This window comes from Vibrio proteolyticus NBRC 13287, from assembly GCF_000467125.1.
Taxonomy (GTDB): domain Bacteria; phylum Pseudomonadota; class Gammaproteobacteria; order Enterobacterales; family Vibrionaceae; genus Vibrio; species Vibrio proteolyticus.
Genome location: NZ_BATJ01000011.1, coordinates 153,144 through 168,315, shown reverse-complemented (window position 1 = coordinate 168,315; position 15,172 = coordinate 153,144). Strand labels below are relative to the sequence as shown.

Annotated in this window: 13 protein-coding genes; 12 read left to right on the top strand and 1 reads right to left on the bottom strand. The window is 52.7% G+C overall.

Going from position 1 to position 15,172, the window contains the following annotated elements; all coding sequences use genetic code 11:
* Positions 1-168: 168 nt before the first annotated feature.
* The 4 genes from VPR01S_RS14680 to VPR01S_RS21995 all read left to right on the top strand — a co-directional run bounded on the left by VPR01S_RS14680 (position 169) and on the right by VPR01S_RS21995 (position 5,216).
* A complete protein-coding gene (locus VPR01S_RS14680; protein WP_021706138.1) occupies positions 169-1,041 on the top strand; it encodes a LysR family transcriptional regulator in 873 nt (290 codons plus the stop codon).
* Between the two features lie 93 nt (positions 1,042-1,134).
* On the top strand, positions 1,135-2,151 hold the full coding sequence (gene dgcN / locus VPR01S_RS14675) for an N-acetyltransferase DgcN (RefSeq protein WP_021706137.1): 1,017 nt from the start codon (positions 1,135-1,137) through the stop codon (positions 2,149-2,151).
* Positions 2,152-2,158: 7 nt separating this feature from the next.
* Positions 2,159-3,124, top strand: a complete 966-nt coding sequence (gene dgcA / locus VPR01S_RS14670; RefSeq protein ID WP_040902840.1) for an N-acetyl-D-Glu racemase DgcA — start codon at positions 2,159-2,161, stop codon at positions 3,122-3,124.
* A 337-nt stretch (positions 3,125-3,461) separates the two neighbouring features.
* Positions 3,462-5,216: a hypothetical protein gene (locus tag VPR01S_RS21995; protein WP_052035761.1), complete on the top strand. Its 1,755-nt coding sequence runs from the start codon at positions 3,462-3,464 to the stop codon at positions 5,214-5,216.
* Between the two features lie 40 nt (positions 5,217-5,256).
* On the opposite strand, the gene VPR01S_RS14660 is transcribed toward VPR01S_RS21995, so the two are convergent.
* The gene (locus VPR01S_RS14660; protein WP_021706134.1) at positions 5,257-7,068 is read right to left on the bottom strand and encodes a cytotoxic necrotizing factor Rho-activating domain-containing protein; all 1,812 of its coding nucleotides are present in this window, start codon (positions 7,066-7,068) and stop codon (positions 5,257-5,259) included.
* Positions 7,069-7,368: 300 nt separating this feature from the next.
* Here VPR01S_RS14660 and VPR01S_RS14655 point away from each other — a divergent pair, with 300 nt between their 5' ends.
* From VPR01S_RS14655 to VPR01S_RS14620, 8 genes are all read left to right on the top strand, one after another.
* Positions 7,369-7,983, top strand: a complete 615-nt coding sequence (locus tag VPR01S_RS14655) for a thermostable hemolysin (RefSeq protein ID WP_021706133.1) — start codon at positions 7,369-7,371, stop codon at positions 7,981-7,983.
* 1 nt (position 7,984) lies between these two features.
* Complete coding sequence (locus VPR01S_RS14650; protein WP_021706132.1) at positions 7,985-9,466, top strand: AMP-binding protein; 1,482 nt, start codon at positions 7,985-7,987, stop codon at positions 9,464-9,466.
* Positions 9,467-9,478: 12 nt separating this feature from the next.
* Entirely contained in the window at positions 9,479-10,162 is a 684-nt protein-coding gene (locus VPR01S_RS23070) for an iron-containing redox enzyme family protein (protein WP_021706131.1), read from the top strand.
* 10 nt (positions 10,163-10,172) lie between these two features.
* Positions 10,173-10,982, top strand: a complete 810-nt coding sequence (locus VPR01S_RS14640) for an SDR family oxidoreductase (protein WP_021706130.1) — start codon at positions 10,173-10,175, stop codon at positions 10,980-10,982.
* Positions 10,983-10,991: 9 nt separating this feature from the next.
* Positions 10,992-11,624, top strand: a complete 633-nt coding sequence (locus tag VPR01S_RS14635; protein WP_021706129.1) for a tetratricopeptide repeat protein — start codon at positions 10,992-10,994, stop codon at positions 11,622-11,624.
* A 2-nt stretch (positions 11,625-11,626) separates the two neighbouring features.
* A complete protein-coding gene (locus tag VPR01S_RS14630; RefSeq protein ID WP_021706128.1) occupies positions 11,627-12,283 on the top strand; it encodes a response regulator in 657 nt (218 codons plus the stop codon).
* A complete protein-coding gene (locus tag VPR01S_RS14625; protein ID WP_040902814.1) occupies positions 12,273-13,673 on the top strand; it encodes an ATP-binding protein in 1,401 nt (466 codons plus the stop codon). Before VPR01S_RS14630 ends, VPR01S_RS14625 begins: the two co-directional genes overlap by 11 nt.
* A 157-nt stretch (positions 13,674-13,830) precedes the next feature.
* Positions 13,831-15,027, top strand: a complete 1,197-nt coding sequence (locus tag VPR01S_RS14620) for an MFS transporter (protein WP_021706126.1) — start codon at positions 13,831-13,833, stop codon at positions 15,025-15,027.
* Positions 15,028-15,172: the final 145 nt, after the last annotated feature.

The following is a 15,172-nucleotide window of genomic DNA, read 5'->3' as shown; positions in this document are numbered from 1 at the left end:
GTTAGATATCCATTGTGGCGCAGTCTCCTGAAGAAGTGATGGTCAGATTCTAGTCATAAGCATGATGGGTGATCAAGAATAAAATTGCGCGGCGTGATCAGGACTGACACTTTTCTTCGCTAAGGGATTGAATTACATTGACCGTATCGTTACCTACCGGGAAGCACCATGAATCTGCGCCAGTTGGAAGTGTTCTACGCCATCATGCAAACCGGCACAGTCTCTGGGGCCGCCAAGAATCTGCATGTATCTCAGCCCAATGTCACCCGGGTTCTGGCACACACCGAACAGCAACTGGGGTTTGCCCTGTTCGAACGAGTGAAAGGACGGCTTATCCCTACTCCGGAGGCGCAAACTCTGCTCCCAGAAGCGGAGCGGGTATATCAACAGCTCGGCCAGTTTCGCGCATTAACCAACAAAGTTAAAAAAGGCAGCCAGCATATTCGCATCGGCGCGCCACCGGTCCTGGCCACCAAGTTACTCCCCGAAGCGATTGCCCGTCTTCGTCGCAATGACGCGATCTCATTTGAACTCGCGACCGCGAACCGCGATGAACTGTGCCATGCTCTGCTGCGCCATGAACTGGACGTCGCAGTTTGCTTTGGAGAGGACGCCCCGACCGGCGTTGCTCAACTTCCTCTACTGAAGGAAACAATGGTGGCTCTGCTGCCCTACTCGCTCAGCCGGACAGACTTGCCATCCCCTTTGAACATGGCATCGTTGCTGACTCAAACTCTGCCCGTTATCGGACTGGATCCGCGAGATCCTCTCGGTATGCAGTTGCATCAGGTGATTCACGCCATTGACCCGAACTATTACCACCCGATTACCGTTCGCAGTTATGCAGCAGCGGCTGAACTGGCGTTACACGGCGCCGGTATCGCGATTGTCGACCCATGGACCGCACGTCATTATGCCACCCGACTTGATGTCTGTGCGCTGGCCCCCACCATCCCGATTGCGGTATCGGTGCTCTACGCCGAGCACTCGCCGTTATCCATCTCCACCAGACTGTTCATTGAGACACTCAACACCCTATAACCGCACGTTATAGGGGAGCAACAAATAAGCATTCGGCACGCGCAAGGCTCAGCCTTAGAGTGAGGAGACAAGACCAAACTCAAAGGAATGCTGATGAACATCACCCAACCCTACCTGCTTTTTCTCGGTGACGTAACCGATCCCATTGCTGCGAAAACCGCGCGCGGTATCCATCAATGGCGTCCCGACAGTTGCCTCGGTCAAATTCGTCTGACAACGGATACCGTCTCCCTTGGCCTGCCGGATCTCAGCCTGACACAGGCAAAACACCAAGGCGCCCGTACTCTGGTTATCGGCACCGCCAACGCCGGAGGAGTGATCCCGGCAAACTGGCAAGCCACACTGATTGCCGCCGCGGAACAAGGGTTTGATATTGCTTCGGGCATGCATCAGCGACTTGACGACATTGACGCACTGCGGCATTTGGCACAGGCAGGAAAAACTCGCCTCTTCGATGTGCGTCATTATAATTTGCCACTGAGTGTTGGCAACGGCAAAAAGCGCGCCGGTAAGCGAGTGCTCACCGTTGGTACCGACTGCTCAGTAGGAAAAATGTATTCGGCGTTGGCACTAGAGCACGCGCTGAACAAACAGGGGGTCAAGGCCCGCTTTCAGGCCACCGGACAGACTGGCATTTTAATCGAAGGACGCGGCATCGCGGTTGACGCGGTGATCGCTGACTTTATTTCCGGCGCTGTTGAAGCCATTAGCCCGGCATTTTCGGATCACGAGTGGGATATTATCGAAGGCCAGGGGTCGTTGTTTAACCCATCATTTGCCGGCGTAAGTATGGGCTTACTTCACGGAGCACAGCCAGATGCACTGGTAGTGTGTCATGAGATAGGCCGTGCGCACATTCGCCATTTGCCCCACGCGGCATTGCCCACCATAGAACAAACCATCACGGCCAATCTAGCGGCAGCGCGGGTGACCAATCCCAATGTCCGCCTGGCCGGAATGTGTCTCAATACCAGCGCAATAGATAGTCAACAAGCCGCAACCTTGTGCGCACAATGGAGCGAGCACTATCAGGTACCGGTCACGGATCCGGTACGCTTTGGTATCCAATCGATTGCGGACACGATCCGCACCTGGCCATCGGAGGATTAAACGCATGATAAGTATTCAATCTCAGGCTCATTCTATTGAAATGGCGCGCGCGTTTCGTATTGCACGAGGCGCTCGTACCCATTGTGATGTGGTCCGGGTGACCCTGGATTATCACGGCCTGCAAAGTGAAGCAGAGTGCACCCCCTATCCCCGCTATGGCGAGTCGGTCACTTCAGTGCAGGAGCAGATCCGTCAGTTCAGCCGCACTATCCAACACTTGACGCCCAATGTGGCCAGACAAGATCTGCAACAACAACCCGCCGGCGCGGCACGCAATGCGCTCGATTGTGCGTTGTGGCGCCTCGAAGCAGCGCTGGCGGACAGCCACTTTCCGGCGCCGTATTTCGCGATTTCGCCCAACATAGAAACGGCCATGACGGTGTCCGTGGATACGCCATCCGCAATGGCTGAACAAGCCAGTGAGTATGTTGCAAGCGGCGCCTCATTACTAAAAATCAAGCTCGATGAACAGCAGATTATTGAACGTTTACAAGCGGTACGAGCTTCGGTACCGAGCACCAAAATCATTGTGGACGCGAATGAAGCCTGGACGCACCTCGATTTGGCAGATCTGTTTGTCAGGTTAGCCGAGCTGGACATCGCCATGATTGAGCAACCTGTGATGAAAGGTGAAGACGAGAGATTGAGGAATATCGCCCATCCGGTAGCTTTGTGCGCCGACGAAAGCTGCCACACGCGTGACGATTTGCCAGGGCTGACCGGCTGTTACGAAATGATCAACATTAAACTGGATAAGAGCGGTGGCCTGACTGAGGCTCTGGCGCTTGAGCAAGCAGCACGCGGTCTTGGTATGAGCATCATGGTGGGTTGTATGCTAGGGACGTCGATGGCAATGAAGGCCGCACTGCCACTGGCCACACGCGCCGAGATCGTTGATCTCGACGGGCCTGTGCTGCTTGGTCAGGATTGTGCTGACGGTCTGCAATACCATCGTGGACGGCTATGGATATAGTCAATATGACAGGGGGAAGTGCTCTATCTCCCCCGTTTCGACCTTATCTCTGGTTATAATGCCGAGAAAGGCCAGCGAGAAATTCGGTTGCCCCCAAGCACAAGAAGACACCCATCACACTTAAAGTCAGATTTACTGCGATTAAAATCAATAACAGCATCCATGTTCTGAATAGGACACTCATTTCCAATCAACCAACACATTTATTTCGAACAAAATCAACCAGTTACCGTTTGACTGGCAATTCAGCCAAATCACCTAGAGGTTTAGGCAACATTAAACGCGTGCTTCCGCTAAAATCCTCAAACCAAATTGTGTGTCCGTCTTTCACTCTTATATGAAGCAACCAAAGTACGTTCCAGCTGGCTATAAACCTGTTCAGGAAGCGCCTCGCGCTCCATCATCCGGAGTCAGAATCGTCAATGAAAAACCTGCGCCCACACCGCAATATGAGTGCAACCTGAAAGTCTTATGTACCCCAGATGAACTGACCCCGCTTCAAGTAGGCACTTGGTCATTAGCCCGGACTGCTAACGAACCTGCCATCACCAAGTGGACTAAGACCGCAGACACTGACGGACACGCGCTGTTAACGGCGCGCTGCTTTGTACAAGAGCCAAAAACCCTCTATCACGAACAGTTTCAGAACGCGGGTCAGGCCGAACAGTACACCTTGCAACCTAACGGACAAAGTGCGGGTGTGAACAACGCGCAATTTTTGCCCGTCAAACTGGCCGTGCAGGTCGACGACTATTTGTGCTGGGTAACAAAGGGCTATTTTTATCACTTCATTGATGGCCACCTGAACAAAGAATACCGCCTGATGGGCGATGGGCGGTGGACGTTTCAAATCACCCGCTCCGACGCTCATCAGTTGAGCGATGAACTCCAGTCACCTCATCAGTTAGCCACGCTGCTGTTGCCTTACAAAGTGGAATCATCACCGGCCGTTCCGCAGCACTTGCTCTACCGTGGCACCAAACTAAACGCAGACACTCTTGCTACCATCGACACAAACTGGCTGGATACTCACGCAACCCGACTTGATATGGACAACGTTGCGGCCGTGCGTCAACACCGCTGCAAAAAGCGGGCGCGACCACAAAGTGACCAGTCAGTGAAAGCTGTCATCACTGAATATCAGGTTGGCTCGGCGTACCCATTTGGCGATATCTGGGGGCAGTACAGCAACCGCCAGGCTGCGGACAACGCCTTACATATCATGTACGCCTCGGTACCCGACAACTTGCCTGTGATTAACGTGGCCAAAATCGACGCAGTCCACTCCAACCGAATCCTGGCGGGTGATGAACGGACCATTGCGAACGCTCGGCCGCCTCAGATGATGAAAAAAGACACGCTGGAAGCAACAGGTTCGCCTGTCAAACCCGACGCTCTGCTCAAGGGTAATTTCGGCCAACAACCGGTCAGTTGTGATTTGCTCAACCGACAACTCAATACTCTGCACGCCAGTACCCGTCAGGATATTCAGGATGGCGGACAGCTGGTCTTTACCGGATTACAATTCAGCCACAATCACGGCACGCTCGGCGCATTGAAAATCGTCGATACGGCAGCCGGAGAAATACCAGACAACAACACATCGCAACTGGCCTACTGGGTTGCCCAAGGTAAGTTCCTGGATGTGCCTAAGCATCCGAATCCGCATCGGGACCCCCAATACATTTTCACGCCAAGTTTTAGCGGATGCTCCTTTGTTGTCGACGAGTGGGATGACAACACACTGCGGGTGTATCACGTTGAAGGCGGGAAAGAAAACACCCAATACAACAACCTGGCTGAGCATGGTAACGGTTTGCTGAACTACATGAGTTACCGAGACTATGGCTACTACCAGCATGGTGACAGCACCATTGAGAACATCACCGCATTTGCGTTCATGAAGTACAACGCCTCGGCACGAAAATGGGAAATCCATTATCAGCGGCAGGAACACGCTCCGGCAATACAAAATTATCAGATTCGCCCGAGAGTACTGAGATCAGAACAGCACTGGGCGCAAGTGCAGGCTGCGCCGGCTTCTCGAGTCGTCAGCACTGGCATCACAACGATAGAACGCGTGGCAAACTGATGTGACCCTGCGCGGACGCTCCGCGCAGGGTAGTTTGCACTCAAAGTAATACTTTCACCCGAGTGTCACGCGCCTCATAAACAAAATTAGAAACACTCTTATTCTCTGCAGAACTGTCCTGACTGATCTCGCCCAGTTCGGTTAACGTCTCAACACTGACGTTACCGTGGCGGTCCTTTTTGATCAGTGAGAACGAGCAACAAACACTGTAGAGAATTTCCGGCCGATAATAATTAAAACAACGCGCGTCCGCACGCTGCATTTTGGCTTCCGGCTTTCCGCTGTAGGCCATGGTTGCCTGAGAAAAACAATCCAGTAATGCTGGCATACCATCATTATCCCACTCAGGCGGTGCCGTCAGATCGTTCTCAGGCATCATCAATTTAAGCAGTGCATAATTGTCGCGCACTCCGTGCTGACCTGTTTTCCACTCATTGGGAGAGATCGCTGTCCCGGCATGCAAGGCGTAAAACTGCCGCCCTTTGACACCCGTGACCATGGTGCAGCCACTCAATGTTCCACCCGTCACAAGTATTTGCTGGCCCGGATCCAGTTCATCCAGGTCAATGCGTACGCCTGCCGCTCCGGTATAACCATTGTGCAACACAAGCACATCCAGCTCTTCGGGCAGTGGATTGTCATCCCAGAAATGAGTCACCCAAGCGTTCATTGATTTGTTGAACGACGTCATCTGTGTGCCATCACTGCACTCCAGTACATCCCGTTGGTCGCTGTCACTGAGACGCTCAGAGGCTTTTTCCGCGCTAAACTCTGCCCTTTGATCAATCCGCGAAAACCAAAACTTCGCTCGTGGTGCGCGTGGCGTTTTGAGGTAAAACGGCCCTCGTCCGGTCAATTGTGTCATCGAAACCTGCTCACCGGTGCTGTACCCCTCTCCGTCCCATTCTCCCACCATCACGACAGGCATACGTTGGTTCACAGAAGAATCCGTCTGAATGTGCACCAGCTCAGGAGCCAGTTCTGGATGGCGATATTGGCCCCAGACATCTCCAAACGGATACACATGGCCAACTCGCAAGTGACCACTTGGCGGAATATCTTCTTGTCGAACTTCTGTCGTCAACGGGCCATTGAACGCGGCAATGACAGCGTCCATATTCAGGCGAAGTCCATGCTGAGCCAACCATGAAGATGAGAGGCTGGCCCACTCTTCAGTGGAAAGTCGTTCACGGCGATACAGTAAATACTGCTCACCCGGCGAATGGTTCTCGATTCGATAGGGCAGCAAAAAATGCGAAAGATGGCGCTCGAACAGCGGACGCTCATCCAGCCCGCGTTCGTCCGAACAGAGCAACTGATAGCTCCAGCGACCTTCGCCTGCAATCTGGCATTCAGCCTGCAGCGCTCCATCAATAAAATGATAGAAGTAGCCTTGCGTTGGCCAGCCTGCGACACCGTCACGAAGCAAAGCCAGTTTAACGGGAACAAACTGTGCATTGATGTCAGACGAGCCTTTGGGGCGGGTCATGACCTCATACTGTTTGCCATAACCCGCCCCTCGAATCCACTCATACACTAACCTGCGACTGGCTTCTTTATGGCAAGACGCGGTCAGTAACGTGGTCCCGTCGTCTTGTGAGCTCACTTCCCAGTTGGCCAAAGGCGCAACCCCTTTTGTATTCGTCAGCAGTTTCCACTGACCTCGCCCTACACTGTACTGACTCAGTTCATCCTCAGCGGTATAGATTCTCAGTACGCACTGAAAGCGAGCACTCGGCTGAGGTTTTTCTCTGACCGTCTCCCTGGTTGGCAGACATTTAGACTGGGGTGTCTCTACCGGCGGATAATAAGCCGCGACAAATCGGGCTGCTGTTTTTTTGGTATTTGGCATCATTGACTCTCTACGTACGATGTTTTTTTCGCTCATCGTAATCAAGTAATGCCAACAGGGATGCTCAACAAAACGCATAAATACATAATTTCATTTCTTTTTAGTTATTTTTTGTCGACCGCCCATGCGCTACGCCCTTCCCGGTCTGAGGATAACCACCCTATCCATTCCAGTCTCATATTAAATTTATCTTTATTTTCAGTCAGATAAATTAATTTGGCATTTAAATTCTGTTCCTTAAGTCTTTCTTAAGTTTCGCCCGTTAACTTGATATTACTCACCAAATACGAGGGCACACGAATGAGAGACGACTGTTCCGCTTCATCACTCAATCTGGAAATCGTGGATCACCATCATGCGCTGTGGCCAGAGGTCACACAGCAAATCACTCGTCGTTATCAGCAAGCCTTTGATGCCAGACTGTGCTCATTTATGCCGGCTTTCATGGCACTGATGATGGACAACGAAATTAAATCTCTGTGCGGCTTTCGCATGGCACACAATGAGCCGCTGTTTCTGGAACAATATCTGGATGAACAGGCTGATGTGCTGTTGAGCCACACCTTTAACACCCATATCCAAAGGACACAGTTGATTGAGTTTGGTCAGTTGGCGTCGTTTACCAATGGCATTTCGCCACTGCACTTTTTGCTGATGACAGAAACCTTAGTCGAGCTAGGGTTTGAATGGTGCATTTTCACCGCTACCGACCCATTGCACGCGCTGATGCGGCGCTTAGGTTTGCGTCCGCAAGTGATAGCCGAAGCCGACCCAAGCCGCATTCCACAAGCAGGAACCATATGGGGAACCTATTACCAGCATCAACCACGCATTCTGGCGGGCAACCTGCAACAAGGGTTAACGCTACTGCGCGCCCAGCGTCAGGGTTTGACCAACAAAGTCATCGGAGGCTGATATGAACGCTATTCTCAATGCGCTGGCTCATCATGCCCGTCAGACTCCAGAAAAACTGGCCTTTTTTGGCCACGACGCACAGCAGAACCCGCACTCTCTGACTTACCAACAGCTGGCTGAGCAAGTCGATTGGGTAGCCGAACAACTGCGTCGTTTGGCACCTCAGTGCATCGCGCTACGCGCTGAAAACAGCCTTGACTGGGTCGTGGTGGATCTGGCAGCCATGCAAGCGGGTATTGCCATCGTGCCCGTACCGACGTTTTTCTCCGACACGCAAACCCAGCATACCTTACTGGCATCCGGTGCTGACCTGCTGATTGGTGACTGGCCAGGTCAGGGAGACGAGATTGAGGAACTCAGTCATCTGTCGGTGCGGCGTAATCCGTTCGCAGTTCACGCCGAACGCCTCGCCGGCACCAGCAAAATCACGTTTACTTCCGGCTCCACCGGCGCTCCTAAAGGGGTGTGCCTGAGCAATACTAACCTGACAAACGTCACGACAGCGCTGGCCGCAAAGATGGACGCGCACCACAAAACACACTTGGTGCTACTGCCCCTTTCCACCTTGTTGGAAAACATCACTGGCATATACGTGCCTCTGCTTGCTGGCGTGACCAGTACGATTTTCTGTGGTCCTCATGTGGGACTGACCGGTTCCAGTCAGTTCGATGCCACTGCCCTGGCGTCAGCGCTGGCTAGGTACCAGCCGGCCAGCTTAGTGTTAACGCCCGCACTGCTGATGGCGCTGATCCATATCATTCAGGCACAACCTGTCCTGGCTAAGCCACTACGATTTGTGGCGGTCGGCGGAGCCCGGGTGGCCCCTGAACTGATGCAAACTGCGCATCAATTGTCCATTCCGGCCTATGAAGGTTATGGCCTGTCGGAATGCGCATCTGTTGTCAGCCTCAATACCCCGCATGCATTTCGACCCGGCAGTTGCGGTCAGGTACTGGAGCATGTCGAGATCCGTGTTGATAAGAGCGGAGAGCTGCTGGTACGAGGCAATATCGCACTCGGATACCTTGGCGAGCCCTTTCAGCAGACCTGGCTACCGACCGGCGATTTAGCCGCCATTGATACCGACGGCTTTGTACATCTGATGGGCCGAAAGAAAAATCAAATCATCACCAGTTACGGACGCAACATTTCTCCGGAATGGATTGAATCCCAGGCTCAGATCTTCCTTCCCGGCAGCACCTTGATTGTCACCGGCGATGCCGAAGCAAGTTTGACCGCGGTGACTACTCGACAGCCGTCACTGGAAGAGAAAATCGTTCAGCTGAATGCCACATTGCCAGATTATGCCCGCATTGGACGTCTGATCGTGGTCAATGACCTGCGCCAGCGGCCAGATTGGTTTACTGACAACGGACGCCCGAAACGACAACACATTGAAGCCTGGGTGAAACAACTGGCGCCGGTAACCCCTCAACCAAATATTGAAATCCGTACACTCGCTAACGCTGAGTCCAATCGCTAACAGGAGCAGAAAATGAGTTCATTCTTTCAGACCTTAAAACTGGAAACCCAACCGGCACAACAGACCATGCTTCAGGCGCCCGTATTTGAAGCGTGTGCCCGCGGAGAAATAAGCCGTGAGATGTACATCGCGTTTCTGACTCAGGCGTTCCATCACGTCAAACATACCGTGCCTCTGTTAATGGCATGCGGAGGCCAGCTGGACGCTCAGCACGAATGGGTACGAGAAGCATTAGCGGAGTACATCGATGAAGAGAAAGGCCATCACGAATGGATCCTGAATGACATCCGAGCCTGTGGTGGGGACGCCGAGGCCGTGCGACAGAATCGCAGCGAGGGCAAAGCGGGAACCGCCATTGAGCTGATGGTCGCATACCTCTACCACCAGATTGACCGCCACAACCCGATGGCACTGTTTGGCATGGTATGGGTATTGGAAGGCACCAGTGTTGGGGTCGGCGGACAGATGGCCTCGCTGGTAAGAGTCACGCTCAATCTGCCCGACGAGGCGATGAGTTACCTGACGTCACACAGCGAATTGGATCAAGGCCACATCCGCTTTTTCGAAACACTCATGGATAACGTCACGGATCCAGCGGACCAACAGGCCATCATCGACTCCGCTAATATGGTCTTTCACCTCTACGGCCAGATGCTGCGTGACTTGTCAGCCACGACCGTTCAGCAAGTCGCATGAGGAGTTGCACATGCAGATAGACAACAGCCACATCCTGCTCACCGGGGCATCAGGCGGCATTGGTCGTGCGATCGCGCATAAGCTGGCCACCAAAGGCGCTCATTTGCTGCTGGTCGCCCGCAACGCGGAAAAACTGGCTCAGTTGCAGGCAGAATTGCCTCATCCAGAGCGACACGACTGCCTCAGCGCTGATCTGGCGAGTGCAGAAGGCTTGGAGACGCTGCGTCAAAGAGCGCAACAAGATCTTCGGGACAACCAACGTATCAGCGCCGTGATCAACAATGCCGGCAGCAATCAGTTTCGCTTTCTGGCTCAGCGCAGCAGCGACTCCATCGAGCAGGAAATCCGCCTCAATCTGCTTACCCCGATATGGATAACGCAGAGCGCTTTGGCTTGGCTGAGCCGCCCCGGCATTATTCTAAACATCGGTTCGACGTTCGGATCGATTGGCTATCCAGGTTACGCCAGCTACTGTGCAGCCAAAGCCGGGGTGCATCGCTTCAGCGAAGCCATGGACAGAGAGCTGGACGGAGCTGGCGTCCGGGTTCTCTATCTGGCTCCCCGGGCAACCAACACCGAATTGAACAGTGCCGTGGTCCATCAGATGAATCAGCAGTTGGGTAACCACAGTGACGCACCGGAGGTGGTAGCTTCACATGTCATCGCCATGCTTGAAAAAGAGCATACGGCCAAGTGGATCGGCTGGCCGGAAAAATTGTTTGCCCGCATCAATCAAGTGTTGCCCGGCATCGTGACCAACGCGATTCGCAAGCAACAATCCACCATTCACCATTACATCAATCAAATCAGCAAACAGTGAGGGAACAACATGAAAACATGGTTAATGATCAGCGGCGTACTGAGTGTCCCCGCCCTGAGCAACAACGCCTTTGCGTCCGACAACGCTCTGAACAACATTCAACAGGAATGGGCACATTGCCAATATGAAGTGCAAGACAGCGACAAACAGCAGACCTGTTTTGAGATCGCCATAATGCACACTTCTCAGGCACTCAACCTCAAGCCTAACAACCCTGACCTCACTGTATGGATGGCCATTAACAAAGCGTCGCTGGCCGGTGCTAAAGGTGGATTAGGGGCGTTATCTTTGGCGAAAGAATCAAAACGCTTACTCGAACAAGTCATTGATACAGCGCCCAAAACACTCGATGGGTCTGCCTACACCAGCTTAGGTTCGCTATACTACAAAGTACCCGGCTGGCCAATCGGGTTTGGCGATGACGACAAAGCCGAGGCCATGCTGAAAAAAGCACTCGAAATTAACCCCGATGGTATCGATCCGAACTATTTCTATGGTGATTTTCTGGCTGAAGACGGGCGCAAACAGGAAGCAATCAAATACCTGACCAAAGCGCAGCGCGCTGCCCCGCGTCCGGATCGTCCGTTAGCCGATCAGGGGCGTCAGCAAGAGATTACCGCACGACTGGAGAGTCTCAAATAAACATGCGTTTGTTACTGGTTGAAGATGATGCCCTGCTGGGGCAATCCATGGTGACGTCGCTCAGCCGCCATGGGTACACGGTGGACTGGGTTCAGCAAGGCAGCGGCGTCACTGTGACGCTGAAAATGGAGCAATTTACCGCAGTGATCCTTGATCTGACCCTACCGGATATCGACGGTCTGGAGGTACTGCGCCAGATACGTACTGCAGGATACGATCTTCCCGTGATGATCCTCACTGCCAGAGACGACATCAATGATCGGGTCAAAGGGCTCGACGGTGGCGCAGATGAATACATCGGCAAACCCTTCGCTCTGGAGGAGTTGCTCGCCCGATTGCGCGTCTTGATCCGTCGCCAGTCAGGCAGTGCCAACGAGGTGATTCAGGTCGGTCCGCTGACATTGTCGCTATCAGAGCAAACCATCAAAAGCGCAGACTCTCCCCTAAAACTGACACGCAACGAATACAAGATCCTCGCCAGCCTGATGACCAACGCAGGTCGGGTGATGAGCAAAGAGCAACTGCAACAATCTCTGCACGGTTGGGATGAAGGCAGCAGTGATAACGCCATCGAAGTTCACATTCACAACGTACGTAAAAAGGTGCCGGACAAAATGATCAAAAACATCCGTGGTGTGGGGTACATCATTGAAAAATAAAGCTGTTTTTTCAATCAAACGTCGCCTGACCGGATCCGTGATCCTGCTGGCGCTAGCGTTGGTGGTGTTGTCGCTGTATTACAGCTTTCAGGCAGCCCGGCATGAAATCAAAGAAGTGTACGATGCGCGTCTGGGTCAAACGGCCAAACTGCTGTTACTCACCACCTCGGTCTCCGCCACGACTTTGGCTGATGAGGCCCACCAGCATCAGTTTGATCAATGGATGAACAGTATCCGGCGTTTGTCCGCCGCCGACGATGACAAAGACACGACTTACGGTCACCCCTACGAGCAAAATATTCTGTTTCAGTTTTACCAGCACGATCGGTTGCTGTGGAGCTCTAACAAGCAAGTCGGCCCACTTAGCCCAGCACCGACGTTTGCCGGCTTTGGCAACCGGGATATCGAAGGTGAGCAGTGGCGCTTCTTTCAGTTGCACGCAACCGCGGATGAGTATGTGGTTGTTGCGGAGAAACACAGCATTCGTCAGGAGATGATTGATGAAATCGCTTTGTCCACCGCTCTGCCTCAGTTGATTCTGATCCCGGCCCTGATGGCGCTGCTGATATTTTTGATCGACAAAAACTTTCGACCGATTTCAGAGCTGCGGTCAGCCATCGCCCAACGCAGTGCCCACAAACTTGACCGAATCTACGTGGCAAACCAGACTCTGGAGTTGTCACCACTGGTGGATACCTTAAACGAGTTGTTGGAACAATTGGAACAGGCGTGGCAACGGGAGAAACGCTTTACCCGCATGGCCGCCCATGAACTCAAAACCCCGTTAACCATTCTGAGGTTGAACGCAGAAAATGCCATCAACAGTGAAACTCGCCATCAGTTAGAGCAGGATTTGGATAACATTCTCAAAGGGATTGATCGTACTGACCGGATGCTGCATCAGTTGCTGACGCTGGCGAAAGTGGAAAGCATCACCAATGTACACAAACAGCCCTGTGAGCTGAAAACGCTGCTGCAAAGCGTGATCGCCGATTTAGCTCCTCTGGCATTGCGTCATCACCAAACCCTCAGTCTGGAGGGCGACAACGTCACCATCGACGGGGACGAAGTGCTGCTGGGCATTTTGTTCCGCAATCTGGTCGACAACGCCATCCGCTATTCCGGTGATCACAGTGTGATTGATGTCGTGATTAAACAACACGCCGACGGTATTGATGTGACGGTGTCGGACAACGGGGCCAATCTAAGCGATGAAACCAGAGACAAGCTGTTTGACAACTTCTATCGCGCCAATACGGAAAAGGGCGATGGTGCCGGTCTCGGCATGTCGATTACACGAGATATCGCGCAATTGCACAACGCCAGCATTACCCTGCTGCCGCGCACGCAAGACAAAAATACCTTTCGGATAAGATTCAGCCAGGCTTAAACATCCAATCCATTCCATAGGGAAGAGCTCTGACAACGCGCCGTCAGAGCACCTCGACATCACACAGCGTGTCTTCAAGGAGAAAAAAGGCTTTACCTAAAGTTAACTTTAAGTATTAGAGTATCAGCCGACCTCAAATACTCCATGGAGAATAACAATGAAAAACAAAACCCTTCCCTATCTTTGTGGGCGGTTCTTCGACGGCATCAGTTCTGGCTTATTCATGATGGCCCTCCCCTGGATCATGCTCAAACAACCCAATATGGGGGCGTTTGTTGCCCTCACGGCTCTCGCCTGTACTGCGGTCTCGTTTGTCCTTACGCCTTTTTTCTCCACTCTGACTGACCGCCATTCACGTAAAAACCTGCTGATTATGGTTCAGATTATTCAGTCTTCCACCGCATTTACCGTACTCGTGGCCTACTGGTTTGACGCAGGCAGTATCTGGCTACTGGCGGCCGCACAGTTATTGTTTTGGGTCAGCAGTAATATGGCCTGGAATGTCAACAATGCCTTCACTCAAGAAAACTACGCCAAACACGAGTACGCGCGCATTTCCGGCTATCAGGAAATTGTCTTGCAGGGCACCACGTTGGGCGCGGGCGCGATTGGGGTCATTCTACTGGAAATGTGGGGCGTGGTGGAATTTGCTCTGTTTGCCGCCGTGGCTTCCACCATTTCCGCCATCAGTTACGTGCTCACGCCCTATCACCGTCAACTGCGAGAGTCGACCAAAACACCGTTCATGGCCCAACTGGCCGAAAGCAAAATGATTTTCCGCCGCCAGCCGACGTTCTACGCTTTTTTGCTGGTTTCGTGCCTCTCGTATCCGGTTCTGACTTACCTTGGTAAGCTGGTGCCAATCTGGTTTGCAGAACAGAATGTCTCCGGCAGTTGGGTGGCCGGGTATAACATTGCGTTTGGTCTTGGCTCACTCATGACCGGTCTGCTGGTCTCCCGTATCCTGACGCTGTTTCCACATCAGAAAATTATGCAATATTCTATGGTTATTTTGGGGGTGTTACTGCTAGCGATGAGCGGTTTCATGCAGCCTGTCTACATCATCATGCTGACGCTCGGGTTTGGCTTCTTTAACGCCCTCAACCGGATCGCACGGACCAACTGGATGCACCACACCATCTCTATCCAGCAGCGCGGCCGGGTTGATGGTGGCCTGGCGATGTTTGCCACTTCGGTGCAAAGTCTGAGCTACATTTTGATTGCTTTCCTTGCCGATGTAGGTGCCACCGATCTTGGCTTTGTGATCATTGGTGCTATCGTACTCACGGCCAGCCTTTACATGCTGCTCATCGGGCATCGGCTGGAAAAACAGCCCCATCTGATCCCTGCCTGAGCCACGACTTCGCCAGGCTTCGGCCTGGCAAAATCTCACTAAATTGAATACAGCCGCATAATTTGCGAAAAATAATGCAGTCCAAAGTTGTAAATATTCCTGTTTTTAGTTTTATAAATCATGCATCATATTGGTGAATCTGTCC

Excerpts from the sequence above, each read along its gene's own strand:
- VPR01S_RS14680 (WP_021706138.1), top strand. The coding sequence starts at position 169 with ATGAATCTGCGCCAGTTGGAAGTGTTCTACGCCATCATGCAAACCGGC.
- dgcN (WP_021706137.1), top strand. The coding sequence starts at position 1,135 with ATGAACATCACCCAACCCTACCTGCTTTTTCTCGGTGACGTAACCGAT.
- VPR01S_RS21995 (WP_052035761.1), top strand. The coding sequence starts at position 3,462 with ATGAAGCAACCAAAGTACGTTCCAGCTGGCTATAAACCTGTTCAGGAA.
- VPR01S_RS14660 (WP_021706134.1), bottom strand. The coding sequence starts at position 7,068 with ATGCCAAATACCAAAAAAACAGCAGCCCGATTTGTCGCGGCTTATTAT.
- VPR01S_RS14655 (WP_021706133.1), top strand. The coding sequence starts at position 7,369 with ATGAGAGACGACTGTTCCGCTTCATCACTCAATCTGGAAATCGTGGAT.
- VPR01S_RS14650 (WP_021706132.1), top strand. The coding sequence starts at position 7,985 with ATGAACGCTATTCTCAATGCGCTGGCTCATCATGCCCGTCAGACTCCA.
- VPR01S_RS23070 (WP_021706131.1), top strand. The coding sequence starts at position 9,479 with ATGAGTTCATTCTTTCAGACCTTAAAACTGGAAACCCAACCGGCACAA.
- VPR01S_RS14640 (WP_021706130.1), top strand. The coding sequence starts at position 10,173 with ATGCAGATAGACAACAGCCACATCCTGCTCACCGGGGCATCAGGCGGC.
- VPR01S_RS14635 (WP_021706129.1), top strand. The coding sequence starts at position 10,992 with ATGAAAACATGGTTAATGATCAGCGGCGTACTGAGTGTCCCCGCCCTG.
- VPR01S_RS14630 (WP_021706128.1), top strand. The coding sequence starts at position 11,627 with ATGCGTTTGTTACTGGTTGAAGATGATGCCCTGCTGGGGCAATCCATG.
- VPR01S_RS14620 (WP_021706126.1), top strand. The coding sequence starts at position 13,831 with ATGAAAAACAAAACCCTTCCCTATCTTTGTGGGCGGTTCTTCGACGGC.